General features: G+C 40.5%; 13 protein-coding genes and 1 pseudogene. 8 read left to right on the top strand and 6 right to left on the bottom strand.

Going from position 1 to position 16019, the window contains the following annotated elements; genetic code table 11:
- The first annotated feature begins 25 nt into the window (after nucleotides 1-25).
- The 4 genes from MSWH1_RS00070 (at nucleotide 26) to MSWH1_RS00055 (ending at nucleotide 4587) form a co-directional block, all read left to right on the top strand.
- The gene (locus tag MSWH1_RS00070) at nucleotides 26-820 is read left to right on the top strand and encodes an HPP family protein (RefSeq protein ID WP_048124980.1); all 795 of its coding nucleotides are present in this window, start codon (nucleotides 26-28) and stop codon (nucleotides 818-820) included.
- A 424-nt stretch (nucleotides 821-1244) separates the two neighbouring features.
- The gene (locus MSWH1_RS00065; protein WP_048124978.1) at nucleotides 1245-2246 is read left to right on the top strand and encodes a CBS domain-containing protein; all 1002 of its coding nucleotides are present in this window, start codon (nucleotides 1245-1247) and stop codon (nucleotides 2244-2246) included.
- Between the two features lie 424 nt (nucleotides 2247-2670).
- A complete protein-coding gene (locus MSWH1_RS00060; RefSeq protein ID WP_048124976.1) occupies nucleotides 2671-3516 on the top strand; it encodes a CBS domain-containing protein in 846 nt (281 codons plus the stop codon).
- A gap of 294 nt (nucleotides 3517-3810) precedes the next feature.
- Nucleotides 3811-4587, top strand: coding sequence for a CBS domain-containing protein (locus MSWH1_RS00055; protein WP_197073995.1), 777 nt, complete (start codon nucleotides 3811-3813; stop codon nucleotides 4585-4587).
- Nucleotides 4588-4763: 176 nt separating this feature from the next.
- Here the strand turns inward: MSWH1_RS00055 and MSWH1_RS00050 are convergent, their stop codons facing one another.
- Together MSWH1_RS00050 and tnpB are read right to left on the bottom strand one after the other, a co-directional pair.
- Entirely contained in the window at nucleotides 4764-5555 is a 792-nt protein-coding gene (locus MSWH1_RS00050; protein ID WP_082087983.1) for a TIGR00266 family protein, read from the bottom strand.
- A gap of 191 nt (nucleotides 5556-5746) precedes the next feature.
- Nucleotides 5747-6859: pseudogene (tnpB, locus tag MSWH1_RS00045) on the bottom strand (IS200/IS605 family element RNA-guided endonuclease TnpB).
- Between the two features lie 28 nt (nucleotides 6860-6887).
- Here tnpB and tnpA point away from each other — a divergent pair.
- From tnpA to MSWH1_RS00025, 4 genes are all read left to right on the top strand, one after another.
- Nucleotides 6888-7301 carry an IS200/IS605 family transposase gene (tnpA, locus tag MSWH1_RS00040; RefSeq protein WP_048124972.1) on the top strand — a complete coding sequence of 138 codons (414 nt, stop codon included), beginning with the start codon at nucleotides 6888-6890 and terminating at the stop codon, nucleotides 7299-7301.
- Between the two features lie 160 nt (nucleotides 7302-7461).
- On the top strand, nucleotides 7462-8634 hold the full coding sequence (locus tag MSWH1_RS00035) for an RNA ligase (protein WP_048124970.1): 1173 nt from the start codon (nucleotides 7462-7464) through the stop codon (nucleotides 8632-8634).
- Between the two features lie 350 nt (nucleotides 8635-8984).
- Nucleotides 8985-10034: an elongation factor Tu gene (locus MSWH1_RS00030; protein WP_048124968.1), complete on the top strand. Its 1050-nt coding sequence runs from the start codon at nucleotides 8985-8987 to the stop codon at nucleotides 10032-10034.
- A 42-nt stretch (nucleotides 10035-10076) separates the two neighbouring features.
- Nucleotides 10077-10586 carry a gamma-glutamylcyclotransferase gene (locus MSWH1_RS00025; protein ID WP_048124967.1) on the top strand — a complete coding sequence of 170 codons (510 nt, stop codon included), beginning with the start codon at nucleotides 10077-10079 and terminating at the stop codon, nucleotides 10584-10586.
- Between the two features lie 202 nt (nucleotides 10587-10788).
- Here MSWH1_RS00025 and MSWH1_RS00020 read toward each other — a convergent pair whose 3' ends face one another.
- The 4 genes from MSWH1_RS00020 to MSWH1_RS00005 form a co-directional block, all read right to left on the bottom strand.
- Nucleotides 10789-11562: a sugar phosphate isomerase/epimerase family protein gene (locus MSWH1_RS00020; RefSeq protein WP_048124965.1), complete on the bottom strand. Its 774-nt coding sequence runs from the start codon at nucleotides 11560-11562 to the stop codon at nucleotides 10789-10791.
- A gap of 202 nt (nucleotides 11563-11764) precedes the next feature.
- Entirely contained in the window at nucleotides 11765-12244 is a 480-nt protein-coding gene (locus tag MSWH1_RS00015; RefSeq protein WP_048124963.1) for an RNA-binding domain-containing protein, read from the bottom strand.
- Between the two features lie 193 nt (nucleotides 12245-12437).
- Nucleotides 12438-13034, bottom strand: a complete 597-nt coding sequence (locus MSWH1_RS00010) for a dephospho-CoA kinase (RefSeq protein WP_048124961.1) — start codon at nucleotides 13032-13034, stop codon at nucleotides 12438-12440.
- A 659-nt stretch (nucleotides 13035-13693) separates the two neighbouring features.
- Nucleotides 13694-14938 (bottom strand): ORC1-type DNA replication protein, encoded by a 1245-nt coding sequence (locus MSWH1_RS00005; RefSeq protein WP_048124959.1) that lies wholly within the window; start codon nucleotides 14936-14938, stop codon nucleotides 13694-13696.
- Nucleotides 14939-16019: the final 1081 nt, after the last annotated feature.

Below are 16019 nucleotides of genomic sequence, written 5' to 3'. Positions count from 1 at the left end.
TAAAGAAAGCACAGGAAGGTAAACAATGAATGTAAGCGAGATTATGACAGAAGGATCTATAAGTGTCAAAGATGGGGATTTTGTAACTCGTGCCCGTCAAATGATGCGTGATTACTTACTTCGAGGCCTTGTTGTTGTTGATGAGGGAAACAGGCTTGTTGGAATGCTGAATGACCAGGATATCATGAAAATTACATCCACGCGCTCGGATGTCACGGTAGGCGGATATGCAAGGCCGTCCCCGACAATAACTCCAGATATGGATGTTGTAAAAGCTGCAAAATTAATGGTGCAATCGAAACAGAACAGAGTTCCAGTTATCAAATCAACAACAGACCATACGGTTGTAGGTGTCCTGAGTGATGTTGATATTCTCAAAAAGGTGGATCTTCCAAAAAGTGTTTTGAAACCCATAGAAGCGATTATGACAAAAAAAGTCAAAACCTGTTCACCGGATGAAAGGATCTCCAAGATTTGGGATTATATGATAGAGACGGATTATACCGGTATTCCAGTAGTTTCAAAGAAAGGCGATCCCATCGGGATGATAACAAGAAGAGATATAATTAAATCAGGTATTTTGAGGATGTCCAGAGAAGACGAACGGGCGACAAGGCCAAACGAAAGTCCCAAAGTTGAAAAGATTATGTCAACTCCTGCATATATTCTCTCAGAGAACGATTCCGTTAAGAGTGCGATTGACATAATTATCCGGCAGGATATCGGAAGAGTTACTGTAGTAAATGAGCAGGGTAAAATATCCGGAATCGTTGACAGGCAGGATCTCCTGGAATCCCTCACCAACGTATGGTCTGAGTGACCTTTAGCAGCAGAGCCGAGTATCTAATGTCTTTAATGACATTTTAATCCTTTTAAATGAGACTTTTCCGGTGGAATAACAAAATATTCCAGTGAAATAGCAAGATCAGCCACATGACTAATCAGAAATTCTATGAAAGGTAATAAATAGGTTCTCACACAAAAAGATTATAATGATTAAAGATTATAATTAATAAAGATTACAGATTGACAAACAAAAGTAAGTGTTCAGAAAGATTCGAGAGAAAATTGCTTTAAGGTATTGTTTGTTTCCAGCAGTAACCATGAGTCTGCTAGTAACCGTAAGTCTGCTAGTATCCATGAGCCTGCTAAAATATGAAATGCAGTCTCAGGGAAAAATTCCTGCAAAATGCAGTAGAGGAAAAACGGAAGGTGAAAGAAGCAATTAACTGTAACTCGATTCGGTGATCCTATTGAACAAAAATACGAAATTTGTACCAGTCGAAAAAAAGAATGTTCAGCCAGGTCTGAACAATTCAGGCAAAACAGCGCAACAGAAAGACTCGCATATGGTCAGCAGCATGGGCACAATGAGAATAGGCCCCAGTTTCAAGTCCCACATTTCGGAACATGAAGGAAAAATTCTTGCCCTGGCTACAAGGAATGTAGTAACCCTCCCTCCCACTGCAACTATCATGGAAGCAGTCAGAATTATGACTGAAAAGAGATTCAGGCGTATTCCGATCACAGACGCAGGAACAGGGAGACTGGAAGGAGTAGTCACTTCTGTTGATATCATCGATTTCCTGGGAGGCGGCAGCAGGAACCTCCTTGTCGAAAATCGTTTCAAAGGCAACCTTCTGGCTGCAATAAACGAAGAAGTACGCCAGATTATGCAAACTGATGTTGCGTACATCAATGAGCAGGCAGATTTCAAGGATGCCGTTACAACAATGCTTAAAAGGAGGACCGGTGGCCTACCAATAGTAAATGATGAAATGCAGGTCGTCGCAATCTTTACCGAAAGAAATGCCGTGGAGCTGATGGGCGGGATTGTGACAAATAAAACCGTTGACGAGTACATGACCAAAGCTGTCACAATGGTAACAACAGACATGTCCATCGGACACGCAGCAAAAGTAATGGTACAGAACAGGTTCCGAAGACTTCCTGTAGTAAAGGACGGGATTTTTGCGGGAATGGTCACAGCCTCCGATATTGTTCATTTCCTTGGAAGAGGAGATGCATTCAGCAAATTGACAACCGGAAATATTCATGAGGCTCTAGACCAGCCTATAGGCTCTATTGTTTCAAAAGAACTGATCTGGACCAGCCCCGGCACAGATATGGGAAAAGCTATGAAAATCATGCTCGATAAAAAGATAGGCTCACTTCCGGTTCTGGAAGAAGGAATGCTACGCGGTATTATCACAGAGAGCGATTTCCTGAGAGGGTTTGACTTTTAAACAGGAATTTTAAACAGGGATTTTGGAACAAGACTTCTGCTAAACCTGAACAAAGCTAAATTAACCAGACTGAAACATAAAAAAATGGAAAAAATACCTTGACTTGATTTAAAGAGTTTGGGAAAGGAGGCAAACTTCTTGGCTGGGCAAACCAGAATAAACTTCGTATTCTAGATTTATCGGGTATCTCGGAGCGCAGCTGGGCTTAAAAAAGAGATTCGAAAATAGAGATTAGGAAGATGCTTTCTAACTGGCCGATACTCCCCAATTATCTATAATTCTACAAGACTTACAGGAAATAGGCAGAAGTTATGTAAAATATTAAGATTTATAAGATTTACAGTTGAAAATTGTAAAGTTTACATTTAATTCAAAAACTATAATTGTTAATACTTATATATTGTAAAAATGAAGGAGGTATTCCATGAATGTGGCGGACATCATGAGTTCACCTGTGTACGTTGTAAACGTAGATGAACCCGTGTCACATGCAAGAAAACTGATGTTAAGACACCGAATCAGTACGTTGCTTGTCCTTAACGAGGGCAAAATGGTGGGAATCGTCACGAAATCAGATATCAGCAACCGCCTGGCTCAAGCTGAACCTCTCTGGAGAAGACGGCCGATAGACCAGATCCCGATAAAGTTGTTGATGACAGAATCCGTAATCACCATTTATCCTGAGGCCTCCATTTCCCAGGCAGTCACTTTAATGCTTGAGAACGGAGTGCATGACATTCCAGTGGTAAAAAACGATATTGTAGGTATTGTTACCAGAACAGATATCGTGCGCTATGTTGCCGAACATTCGGAAGGAATGGATACAAAAATTTCCAGACTGATGACAGAAGATGTTGTTTCTGTTCACAGGCACCACACAATCAACCATGTGATAGACGAAATGAACAAAAACGAGATCGAAAGAGTGATCGTTAAAGACGATGCTGGAAAAACTGTAGGAATCATTTCAAGAAGAAACCTTGCCTTAAACCTCTTAACTGATAACGAAGGCAAGCTTTCAACAAAAAGTATCAAAATGGCCCGGAAGTCCTCGCCTGGAGGTCAGAAAACTTACAGGTATGTGAAAGAAGTGCCTTTGACAGCGGAAGACATCATGGTTTCTCCAATAATAACCATTGATGTAAACGAAAAAATTAGCGATGCTGCAAAAAAATTGATTGAAGAAGAGGTAACAGCCCTACCTGTCAACGATGGTGAAGAAATAGTAGGAATACTGAGCAGGACCGACATTGTGAAATCCATGCTCTGAAAAATGGATTCAGAAATGAAATCCAGCAAAAATTGAAAGTAAAAGAGGAGCAAAGTACCTTAAAAAGGGTAAGAAGTAATTAACTATGTAAGAAGTAATTAACTATAACAGTAAGTTCATGACAGCACGTATGGTACGGAGGTATATACGGTAAAAAAGGAACGGAAAAGGATAGCTGAAAGCAAAAAAAGGATGCAAAACAGAAATTCGGAAAAACGGATGTATTAAGGTCTGTAAAAACGAAAATTGCGAAGAATTGAAACTAAAACTCTGGATACGCATGAGGTGAAATGCATGCAAGTTAAAGACATAATGGTACAACCACACAAGATTGATAAGTCAGACACCATATCTCACGCCCTTGATCTCATGGAAAAAAAGGATACAAAGCGCCTGCTGGTAGTGCATGATAACCAGGTTCTCGGTGTACTTACCATGAGAAGTCTGACAGAGCAGCTCGGAACTCGCAGGAAACTGAGCAAACCTGCATCCTCTTTGCATGTTGCAACAGCCGTATCCGACAATTTTGTAAAGGTTTTGCCAGACACCGATGTTAAAGATGCCCTTACCCTGATTAAAAAGAACGGAGGCGTGATCATTGTCACTGATAATGAAAACGCAATGGGCTGGGTGACCCCACAGGAATTCATGAAAGCAAACCGTTTCACAGGCTTTGCCGGGGAAGTAATGGAAAAAGACCCGATCACTGTCAGCCCCTCAGACCGTGTAAGCCACGCCAGGCACCTTATCCTTGATGAGGATGTGGGAAGGCTGCCAGTAATTGAAAACGGAAAACTTGTAGGAATTGTTGCAGAAGACGACATCGCTTTTGCGATGCGCTCTTTCAGGGACCTGGTAGCTGACAACCAGCAGGACTCCAGAATCAAAAACCTGCTTGTTGGAGATATTATGACCCGCAGCGTGGTCAGTGTGTACACCAACACCCCCCTTTCAGATGCAGTTAATACCATGCTGGAACGCAATGTCGGAGGTGTTCCTGTCCTCAATCTGGAAGAAGAACTGGTTGGTTTCCTCGCACGCAGGAATGTCATAAACACAATCCAGGAATAAAATCTTAGAGAGAAAAGAGAGGGAAAAAGGTCTGCCCCTTAAGGGAGCAGGTCTTCCTGATCTTTCACTATTTTCTGTTTTGTCCGTTATCAGTTTTCATTAACTTATAGAGATCTCATTTTTGCGATCAATTTTCGCTTGCTTGCGACTACTACTACTTAGCAGTTGTTTCTACTTTAGAAAGACCGATCTCCTCCAAGAAGACCTCCCAGGATTTCACTTCCACCAATACCGGTCTGTTCTCCCCTATTCTGATGGGAAGCTGAAGCTGTATAGATCCTGTCAGCAAGACGTGAAAAAGGCAGGCTCTGCATGTACACAATGCCCGGACCTGTCAGGGTAGCAAGGACAACTCCTTCACCTCCAAAAAGGGCATTTTTAAAGTCTTTTGACCATGTTATGTCATAATTCACAGTTTCGGTAAAAGCTGCCACACAGCCCGTGTCAACATGGTAAGTCTCACCTGGAGCCAAGTCCTTTCTTATAACCGTACCTCCGATATGTACAAAAGCCAAACCGTTGCCTCGTAACCTCTGAAGGATGAAACCCTCACCACCGAAAAGCCCTGCTCCAAGCTTCCTGGTGAAAGCTACTTCCACGTCTATTCCGCGGGCAGCACAGAGAAAAGCATCCTTCTGGCAGAGAATACTGCCTCCAAACTTGGTAAGGTCAAGGGGGAGAATCTTGCCCGGATACGGAGCCGCAAATGCCACATGCCCTTTTCCGGAGCCTTTGTGTGTAAAGCTGGTAATAAAGAAACTCTCCCCTGTCAGGGCTCGTTTCAGTCCTTTTTTCAGACCTCCCAGTAACCCACGACCTTCACTGCCCATACTTGTCTCCATCTGGATTCCGGGCCCCATATATGCCATAGCCCCAGCTTCTGCCTGAACAGTTTCACCTGGATCAAGCTCAATCTCAACGATTTGCATATCGTTGCCAATAATCTCATAGTCGATGTCGTCAGCCATTTTGTAGCCTCCTAGCTTACATAGAAATTTAAGTATAGGAGAGATTAGAAGCCGCCTATTTAAAAAGATTTTTGATAAACTGGCTTATTCTTTGTGAACTACCACTCAGCTAAAGACTGAGTGGTTTCTTGGTTCATTCCTCCCTCTATTGAGGGCAAGTCCCCAAGCTCATCCCCGTAGTCCCTACGGTGTCATAATCCAATTAGATTCTGATCTATGAGAGCGAATTTTTTAATATTGATAGCGGCATTAATGTCTCTATCGTGTTTGGTTTTACAGTCTGGACAAATCCATTCTCTGTCTTTTAGCTGAAGCTCTTTATTGTGGTATCCACACACACTACATAGCTTAGAAGAGGGTTCAAATTGTCCTATTCTCAGGACGGTTTTTCCAAACCATTGAGCCTTATATTCCAACTTTGTTACAAAACTACTCCACGCAGAATCAATTATAGCCTGTGCTAAGTGATGATTCTTAACCATGCCTTTAACATTTAGAGTTTCCAGAGCTACAGCTTGGTTTTCGCTAACAAGTCTAAAAGAGAGTTTGTTCTGGAAGTCATTTCTCTGATTTGTTATTTTGTCATGCAGTACAGCAAGTCTTCGTTTAGCTTTTGCCCTGTTCTTAGAGCCTTTCTGTTTCCTTGAGACTCTTTTCTGTAATACTTTGAGCCTTTTAAGAGAGTTTTTCAAGTACTTTGGATTCTCAACCTTTTCTCCTGTTGAAAGGACAGAAAAGTCTTTGATACCTACATCAATTCCTACTGTTGTTGATTCTGTGAAAGCTTCCTTTACTGGAAGTTATTTTCCATCTTCAACAAGGATACTGATGTAGTAATGTCCTTTACATGTCCTTGATACCGTAGCCGTTTTAGGCTCTCCTTCAAACTTCCTGTGAAGAACTGCTTTAATTGGTTCTATTTTAGGAAGCTTGATAGTATTATTTTCAAAGTTTACAGTGTAGTGTTGAGGTACAGGGAAAGACTGTATCGGATTCTTTTTTGATTTGAACTTTGGAAACCCTGTTTTCTCTCTAAAGAATCTAGTGAAAGCGGATTCAACCTGCTTAGTCATCCCCTGTAATGATTGAGAGTTAACTTCTCCTAACCACTCATTAGAAGCCTTTAGAGTAGGAATTAATTTGTTTAAGTCAAATCTGGAAATTGATTCCCCTGTCTGCTCATAAGTTTTAATTTTCTGGTCAAGTGCCCAATTATAGACAAATCTACAGCTACCTATATGCTGATTCAATTGAATAGCTTGTGTAGTTGTAGGATAGAGTCTAAATTTGAACGCTTGCATCATACAAAGGCATTATATGCTTTAACAACACATGTACTTTTTGGTAAATACGAAGTATGAAACACGGAATCATAGCAAATTTTTGTTAATGTATCATGTTATTTTTGTTTGCAAATACCAAAAAGTCATACTTGAACCAATTAGCGAAGAACTCAAACAGATTATGAGTGACATTTCAAAAGAGTCTAACTTTGAAATCCTTGAAATGGAAACTGACAAAGACCATATTCATTTCTTGATCAAGAGTGAGCCGAAAGTTAGCGTTTTGTCAATTGTCAGAAAATTGAAACAAGAATATACTAACAGGTTATGGAAAACTCAAAAAGAATATCTGAAAAAGTATTATTGGGGTGAGAATACGTTATGGAGTGATGGTTATTTTGCGTCTACTATCGGAAATGTTAGTAAAGAGGCGGCAGAATATTACATACGAAATCAGGGTTGAAGTTGACGCTTATATCCCCTGAGCTAAAGACTCAGGGGTTTTACGCTTCTTCATATAAACCAACTATTTTTTGCGGATTTACCTGCCCTGAACCTAAATCAACCTGAAGCTCAGGAAAGAAATGATAACTTATTTCACGCCTGAACACAGATAAACAAATATGAATAAAGAGGAGAATGGGGAAATAGATCCCAACTTTATAAGTCGACTGGCTGCCTGCCTGGGATTTGAGACGGAGAGGATTCAACACCTTTTTGAAAAGAATTACCTTGCCAGAAACTGGGGGAAATATGACTACCTTTTCCGCTTCGACAAAGAGATTTCCCATATTGAAAGGGGAACCGTGCTTTACGAGAAAGATGATTCGTTTGAAGTAATTATGGGTTTTCCTAAGATCCGGAGAGCCATGGTCCTGGACCCTACTCTTAAAAAGCATTTCAGCGGGCTTGAAAAGGTAATTGTTGAAGAGAAAATGAACGGGTATAATGTCAGGGTAGCAAACGTAAAAGGCGAGGTCCTGGCAATCACCCGGAGTGGCTATGTCTGCCCTTACACGACTGAAAGGGCAAAAGAGAAGCTTGACCTGAGATTTTTTGACGACTTTCCCGAACTCGTACTTTATGGAGAGATGCTGGGCCCTGACAATCCTTATGTTCCAAAAGAAATCTATGGTATCGAATCCGTGGAGTTCTACATCTTCGACATCCGGGAGAAAAATAGCGGCAACCCTCTTTCCGTAGCCAGAAAACACGAAATTCTGGAAAAATACAGCTTTCTGCAAGTTCGATATTTCGGAGAGATTCCCCTGGAAACGGCAGCTGAAGAAATTACAAAAATCATCCGGAAACTTGGGGAAAAAGAACATGAAGGCGTGGTTATAAAGGACCCTGAAATGGTTCTTCCTTCCCTTAAGTATACTTCATCCCAGAGTAATTGCTCCGACCTCAGGCACGCCTTCAAGTTTTACAACGAAGCCGGAAGGGACTATATGCTCCCCAGAATTGTTAGAGAAGGATTTCAGACAGTGGAATGGGACGAGAATGAAGCCGAGTTCAAAAAGCGTTATATGCAACTTGGGGAAAGCATCCTGAACCCTCTAAGAGAGGCAATCAAGAGTGTAAAGAATGGTCAGAGGCTCTATGAAGAGGTCAGGATCAGAGTAAGGGACCTGAAAACCGCGACAGAATTTGAAGATTACCTCAAAAGGCTTGGAGTGGATGCGATTTTTGAAGCCCCGCAACCCGCAGGAGACGAGTATTTGATAAATATTAAAAAAGTCAATAAAAGCACAAATGATAAAACTCAGGCGATATGGGAAGGAGATCTCTGGTGACAGTGTTGATCTGTCAATAAAACCTATTTCTAGCTATTATTGATTGTTTTTCTTTTTCTTAATCACTTTTCTTTTTCTTAATCACTTTTCTTTTTCTTGATTGAGTTTCTTGGAAACAGTGCGAAAAGAAATATATTGCAGTATATTAATACCAGTGGCAGATACAAAATTAGCGAAAGCCATAGTTTAAAAGGTGCAGCTTTAACGAGAGTTGCAGATTTCAAAAATATGTTGCCTGAAAAACATTGAGGTTCGATAAATCCTTACACTCTATCCTTACACTCAAAACAAATTCAACAAATCTGGAAAATACTCCATACATAGCATTGATTCAGAAAAGGGGACTCACAATGGTAAACGTTGCAATCATAGGGACAGAAAAAAGCGGCAGGACCTCCCTTGCCGCAAACCTCGGGAAAAAAGGAACAGTTTCCGATATAACGATGTACAACAACGCTAAGGAAGGCAAGAATATGGTTTTTATGGATGCTCAAAGCTATCCTAAAACCTTGAAATCCCTTGTCACATTACTGAATATTTCCGATATAGCCGTCCTGTGCATCCCTCCGAACCTGGACGCCCATACCGGGGAATGTATCATTGCACTGGACCTGCTCGGTTTTAAACATGGAATTATTGCCCTGACGAAATCGGACAGCACCAACATGCATGCAGTTGAAGAATTTAAGGCGAAACTAAAGGCAATCACTACAGGAACCGCACTCCATGACTGGGAATGTATTTCCCTGAACACAAACAAAAGCGCAAAGAACCCCTTTGAAGGCGTTGACAACCTTAAAGCCAGAATAAATGAGATGGCAGAAAAAATAGAAGTCGAACATGCAGAACTTAACAGCCTGCCTTCAAGGGTTTTTATAGACCACGCTTTCAATGTGACAGGCAAAGGATGTGTTGTTCTCGGAGTTGTTAAGCAGGGAATATCAAAAGAAAAAGATAAAACCAAAATTTTCCCGCTGGACAGGGATATCGAAATTCGCTCAATCCAGAGCCATGATGTTGACATCGACAGCGCCCCGACAGGCACAAGAGTCGGCATGCGCCTGAAAAATGTCCAGGCCAAAGATATAGAAAGAGGCTTCATCATTTCCGACAGGGAAACCGTGACTACCGACTATATCCTGGAATGTACTATCTCAAAATTCACGAAAAAGATAGAACCTGAAAGTGTACTTCACCTTTTTGTCGGTTTGCAGTCCGAACCTGTGCGCGTTGAGAAAATCCTGGTTGACGGAAAGGAAGCAACGGAAGCAAAGCCAGGCACTACCTGCGTGCTGGAACTTTCAGGAAACAAAAAGGTTGCCTACAGCAAAGAAGACCGTTTCCTGCTTGCAAACCTTGATCTGACCCAGCGCTTTGCAGCTTACGGTTTTTCGAAATAAGTTTGAGATTAAGTTTGAGACTGAATGTAAAAGGGATATGCCATGGAAAACGGCTCAGGGGAAAACATAACCTCAAGGAAGGACAATACCCTTTACGGGAACACCTTCCACCGAAACATCTGCTGGCAGCGCTCATACGAAAGAGCAGAAGGCGAAGAAATCGTAATGGCACTTTACGGCAGCTTAAGAAATGGGCTCTACAACAGCCGGCGCTTTGATCTCCAGAAAAAATCAGAATTCCTCGGGACAACAAAAGTCGACGGATATGCACTCTACTCTCTGGGTCCTTACCCCGGAATATACCCCATTGAAGGCTGCTCAGTTGTTGCAGAGGTTCGCAGGTTTTCCGGAAAACAGCTTGAAATTGCAAAATCCATTGATTATATGGAACTTTTTGGAGGGTACCACAGGGAATATGTGGACCTTGAGATAGAAAAACAGAAAATTAGGGGTTTTATCTATGTCTACGATGAAAAACCCGAAACTGAAATAATCGAACACGGAGATTGGATCCATTACCTCAAAGAGAAAGAACTGAAAGAAAAGAACTGAAAGAAAAGAACTGAAAGAAAAGAACTGAAAGAAAAGAACTGAAAGAAAAGAACTGAAAGAAAAGAACTGAAAGAAAAGAACTGAAAGAAAAGAACTGAAAAAGGAATGAGGCAAAAATTAAAGAGAAAATTAGGCAAGAATTGGAGAGAAATGGGGTACGAATTGAGAAGAAAAGACGGCGGGTAAAAAAGCCACAGGTAACTCATAGCTTTCTTAAGAACTCAAGGCTTTTGATCCCTTCTTCGACTGAAGCCATTTCGGTAACAAAGATTCCATTATAGTTTGAGAGTTTTTCCATAACCTGTTTCCAGTTTACAGTACCCTCTCCGAGAGGGAGATGTTCATCTTTTTTGCCCATATTATCATGGATGTGAACATGGGATATCCTCCCTCCCAGTTGCTCCAGAAACTCGTCTACAAGCCCAACAGTGTTTGCGTGCCCGACATCAAAGGTGAAGCCAACGTTGTGGCTCCCGACAGCATCGAGCATTTCCTGCATTTCATCAGGGTATTTGCCAAAAATCTTCGGGTAATCGGGCATATTCTCAACAGCTATAAGGATTCCGAAATCTGCTGCAAAGTCACATAATTCCCGGATAGAGGCAAGGTTTGTCATATAGGCTTGCTGCGGAACCTGTACCCCATAAGGTGAGAGATATCCGGGATGTACCACAGCAAGGTTGACATAGTTCGAGGCAAGGGTCAGGTAATGCTTCATCTGCCTGAGGACTTCTGCACGGATTGAATCGTTCAGACCTGCAAGGTTCATATCAGAAAAAGGCAAATGCAGGGTCATTTCCAGGCTGGTGGTATCATAAATATTCTTCAGATTCTGAACGGTTTTACTGTTAAGGCACTGGGATCCTTCCTGTACAATCTCCCAGCCCGTATACCCATGGTCTTCAAGCGTGTATGCCCATTTAAAAGGATCTTCAACGACCGCACGCGACGAAAAACTGATTTTATGCAGCTGCATGGTGACAATTCATCCTTTTTACTTCGTCTCTTCTAATTCGTCCCTGATTAACATAAACTTGGGGCGGGAATTAAAATATAATTAACTGAAATTCGTAATTAACTGAAATTCGTAATTAACTGAAATTCGTAATTAACTGAAATTCGTAATTAACTGAAATTCGTAATTAACTGAAATTCGTAATTAACTGAAATTCGTGATTTCAACCCTTTTCCACATAGTCCATTCCCACTTCAACAACTGGCACTCCTTCTTCGGTTAGAGGCAAAAGCCACTCAAAGAGCCTTTCCATCTCCTCAGAAGAGTCTGCCCTGATAATCACTTCGATGGCTCCCAGGGATTCTTCTTTAGCAGGAACACTGGGAACTCCAACAAAAGCTGCCTGCTTGTTGAGCAAAAAACGGACTAAAAGCCCTTCCCTGGACAATCCTTTATTGAAAACCTTGTTGCGAATGCTATCTATAATCTTTTCCCTACGAATAAGTCCATGAAAAGTAAACAAGAGATCAAGTCCTCCCTCTCCTGTAAGAATAAAAGAAGGAGAAATTCCTTTTTCGGTTTCTGTTACCTCAATCTTTTCTTTTTGAAGTTCTATTCCCGTAAAAAGAACTGAAATTGCTTTAGTGATCTTTTCAGAGTCTTCTGTAGGATATACAGCTGCTGAAACCTTTACATTTATCATAAATCTACTCCACTATACTCTCAATGTGATTGATCTCAAAGTGATTAATATATGATTGTTCCGGAAAGTTTTCAGTTGAATTGATTTTTCGACACTGTTCGACAGAAATAACTTGCTGTCTTCAGAGAAGTTAGTCTATCAAATCTGTTCTTAAAACATCATTTTCTGGGTTTGTTCTTGAAATGTTATTCTGTCAGATTTTTTCGGGCATGGTCTTTTTCCGGGCATGATCTTTTTCCGGGCATGATCCTGAATAGTTCCCCAAAACATCAATAACATCTTTTCTGAAGGCTTCAAGAGTGGAATTGTTTTCAATTTCCACATTAGAGGCTTCTATAGCTTCTCCCATACCCCAGCCGAGTTCTCTTTCATCTCTGTGGCGAAGGCCTTCGATACTGTTCATATCATCACTTCTACCCCTCTTCTGGACCCTGGAAAAACGAATCTCAATGGGAGCGTAAATGGAAATCAGGATAAAACCTTTTCCGAATTCCTGCCTGAAGCACTCTACTTCCGCAATCCCGCGTACACCATCAACAACTACAAGTTCCGAGCCTGTTTCCCTGATCTGAGAAATGCAACGCCTGGAAACAGCATCCATGCCCTCACATTTGCGAAGGTCCGTTGCAACCATCCCGGTATTGGAATCGTTGGGCTCAAGCCCACGCCTCAGTACTTCCTTTCTGATAACGTCACCCATAATAATAACAGGAATGCCCATCTCAGCAGCAATCCTAGAAGCTTCGGATTTTCCCGAAGCTGGCATGCCTACAAACGCTATTATCTTCATCAAAAATTACCTTTTTAAACCTGAATCATTAGATTTGAATTATAAAACTGAGTTTTTAAACCTGAATCATTAGATTTGAATTATAAAACTGAGTTTTTAAACCTAAATCATTAGATTTGAATTATAAATCTGAGTTTTTAAACCTAAATCATTAGATTTGAATTATAAACATGGGCTATTAATTTGAGTAGAAGCCTCAAATAGAAATATCAGTTAGAATCTCAATCGAAACTCGAGTTAAAGTTTAGATCATTAACTCTGGTAGAAACTTGAATAGTATGGAAATTGAAGATTATACAATTTGAATGTATGTAATTTGCATAGTATAGAACTTGAATGATATAGATCTATACCTGAAATATGAATTATGATACGATCCTAGTCAAAACACAGGATCATATATATTATTTCCTGAAAAGCTGAGGCTATTTCTGAAAGATTGAAAGAAAAGCTTCTGGAAAGAAAACTATAAAAAAAGTTTTTCCGTAAAAGTAAGGTTGCCTTAGAACAGGTAAAAGTTGCCTTAGAACAGGTAAAAGTTGCCTTAGAACAGATTAAAGTTGTCTTAAAAGAAGCTAAGATTGTTTTAGAACAGGTTGATTGTCTTAAAAAAAGTGTGGAAAAGCCAGAAAGGCCGGATCAGAAAGATAATCCGGACTTTATGAGAACATCTTGTTGAAGATGGAGGCTTTGAAATCTACAAGAGGTTTAAGCCTGTAGTCTTCAAGAAGTACTTTACGAGTGTTTTCCACAGGGACGCTCAAAGAGATTTCTTTTGTCCTGCCGTAACGGCCCTTGCTTACTACCACGGCATTCACTATGCCCAGCATATCAAGTTCTGACATAAGGTCGGTGACCCTGCGCTGGGTAAGGATATCCACGTCAATATGATGACAGAGCTGGCGGTAGACGTTATACATCTCTCCGGTTGTGACGTTCTTGCCTTCTCTTCCCCGGCTCCTGAGCATGATGATGCTGTAGAGCACAAGCTTGGATTGGGTGGGGAGAGTCCTTACAACTTCTACGACGCGATCAATTTCGATTTTTTCCTGCGCACGCCTTACGTGCTCTTCAAGAACCTGAGGCTGGTTTTCTCTCTCTGCGATTTCTCCTGAAACGCGCAGAAGGTCAAGTGCTCTCCTGGCATCGCCGTGTTCTTGGGCTGCAAAGGCTGCACAGAGCGGAATTACCATCTCGCCAAGCACTCCGTCGTTGTAAGCCATTTTTGCTCTTTGCTTCAGGATGTCGCTGATCTGTTCGGCATCATAAGGCGGAAAGATCAATTCCTCTTCGCCCAGGGAACTTTTGACTCTGGGGTCCAGAAACTCTGTGAATTTAAGGTCGTTAGAAACCCCTATCATGCTGACCTTGGCTTTTTTGAGGTCGGTATTGATCCTTGAAAGGTTGTAGAGGACATCGTCACCTTTCTTGATCAACTTGTCAATTTCATCCAGAATGATGATAATAACCTGATCTCTTGCATCTATTGCTTCCTTAAATTTCATGAAGACCTGGTCCGTAGGCCACCCGGTCATAGGGACTTCTTCTTCGAAATGCCTGGCAAGATTTGCAAGAAGCCTGTACTGAGTATCGATTACCTCGCAGTTAATATAAACAACAGAACAGAAAATTGATTTGTCTTCACTTACCCTTTCAAGTTCCTTCCCTACATATCTGGTCACTGCAGTCTTTCCTGTCCCTGTTTTTCCGTAAATCAGGACATTGGAGGGGGTCTCTCCCCGGAGTGCAGAAACCAGGATAGTTGCAAGACTGTTTATTTGTTCGTTCCTGTGTAATAACAGGTCCGGTGTATAAGAAGGACGAAGAACCTCTTTGTTTTTGAAAATTGACTTTCCGTCAAGTAATTTTTCGAATAAGCCGTCTAATGATTGAGCTTTTATCATGAATGATCCTCTTCGCATAAAAGTTATAATACTACAGATGTAACGAGTTAAAATGGTTTATATGGACAATTAATATGTACGGTTTTAAGATGGTTTATATGAAGATGGTTTATATGGACAATTAATATGTACAATTTTAAGATGGTTTATATGAAGATGGTTTATATGGACAATTAATATGTACGATTTTAAGATGGTTTATATGGACAATTAGGTTTATATGGACAATTAATATGTACGGTTAATACACAGATAAAATCTGCAAAGGTAATAACCAATTAAAGAAATTATATGAATGTACACACGCTTATGAATTTATGTGTTTTTTCTTTTTTTTATTTTAAATTTTAATCTCAGTTTTTCCAGGTCCGTTTTTCAATCTTAATTTTTGAATTCCGTTTTCCAGTCTCGATTATTGTATCCAGTTTAAATGAGTGAAAGTCCTGCTTAAGGAATCATATCACTAATTTTCCATAAATACATATAAAGGAAAAACTTGCAAACATTTAAACCCAGATTTTGAAAGATTTTTTGATTTTTTGAACCATTTTCATTATTTCGAAGTGAGTATATTGGAGACTCAGAACACTATCCAGACAGAATATATCAGACAGAATACATCAGACTGAATATGTTTAGGCATAATATCACCCGGACATGGAAAAGATATATGGAAAGGCGTAATTGTTAATTTTCGAAATGTCTTTCACTCTTGATTCTCAGTAATTCTGGAAACCTGACCTGTTTTTTTGTATAATTTTGATAAGTCAAACCTTACGGATGAGAGATTTACAAAGGGAGATGGATAGATAAATGCATGTTTCTTAAAGTTAATGCCTGAAATTTTTGTTCCTAAAAGGCTGGGGATAAACTGAAGAGTGAGTTGCGCATTTTAAAGCATCTCTTAAGCCCTGATGAAACCTGTAATCAGGATCTTCTTTACCCAAAATTTTAGATGAAAGTTATATATAAACCTTTGATTTCAAAGTATATTTGCAGTAGATCCAATGGAAGTACACGGTATTAATAGTTATGGTGAAGACCCCTCTGTTTCTACTGGAACAGATATGTTCCTTAAAAC

The sequence above is a fragment of the Methanosarcina sp. WH1 genome (assembly GCF_000970005.1).
In the GTDB taxonomy this organism is placed as follows: domain Archaea; phylum Halobacteriota; class Methanosarcinia; order Methanosarcinales; family Methanosarcinaceae; genus Methanosarcina.
The sequence above is the reverse complement of the archived record's forward strand: the minus strand, read 5'-3'. Positions and strand labels throughout refer to the sequence as shown.

Coding starts and splice junctions, on each gene's coding strand:
- MSWH1_RS00070 (WP_048124980.1), top strand. CDS start 26: ATGAATGTAAGCGAGATTATGACAGAAGGATCTATAAGTGTCAAAGAT.
- MSWH1_RS00060 (WP_048124976.1), top strand. CDS start 2,671: ATGAATGTGGCGGACATCATGAGTTCACCTGTGTACGTTGTAAACGTA.
- MSWH1_RS00055 (WP_197073995.1), top strand. CDS start 3,811: ATGCAAGTTAAAGACATAATGGTACAACCACACAAGATTGATAAGTCA.
- MSWH1_RS00050 (WP_082087983.1), bottom strand. CDS start 5,555: ATGGCTGACGACATCGACTATGAGATTATTGGCAACGATATGCAAATC.
- tnpA (WP_048124972.1), top strand. CDS start 6,888: ATGTACTTTTTGGTAAATACGAAGTATGAAACACGGAATCATAGCAAA.
- MSWH1_RS00035 (WP_048124970.1), top strand. CDS start 7,462: ATGAATAAAGAGGAGAATGGGGAAATAGATCCCAACTTTATAAGTCGA.
- MSWH1_RS00030 (WP_048124968.1), top strand. CDS start 8,985: ATGGTAAACGTTGCAATCATAGGGACAGAAAAAAGCGGCAGGACCTCC.
- MSWH1_RS00025 (WP_048124967.1), top strand. CDS start 10,077: ATGGAAAACGGCTCAGGGGAAAACATAACCTCAAGGAAGGACAATACC.
- MSWH1_RS00020 (WP_048124965.1), bottom strand. CDS start 11,562: ATGCAGCTGCATAAAATCAGTTTTTCGTCGCGTGCGGTCGTTGAAGAT.
- MSWH1_RS00015 (WP_048124963.1), bottom strand. CDS start 12,244: ATGATAAATGTAAAGGTTTCAGCAGCTGTATATCCTACAGAAGACTCT.
- MSWH1_RS00010 (WP_048124961.1), bottom strand. CDS start 13,034: ATGAAGATAATAGCGTTTGTAGGCATGCCAGCTTCGGGAAAATCCGAA.
- MSWH1_RS00005 (WP_048124959.1), bottom strand. CDS start 14,938: ATGATAAAAGCTCAATCATTAGACGGCTTATTCGAAAAATTACTTGAC.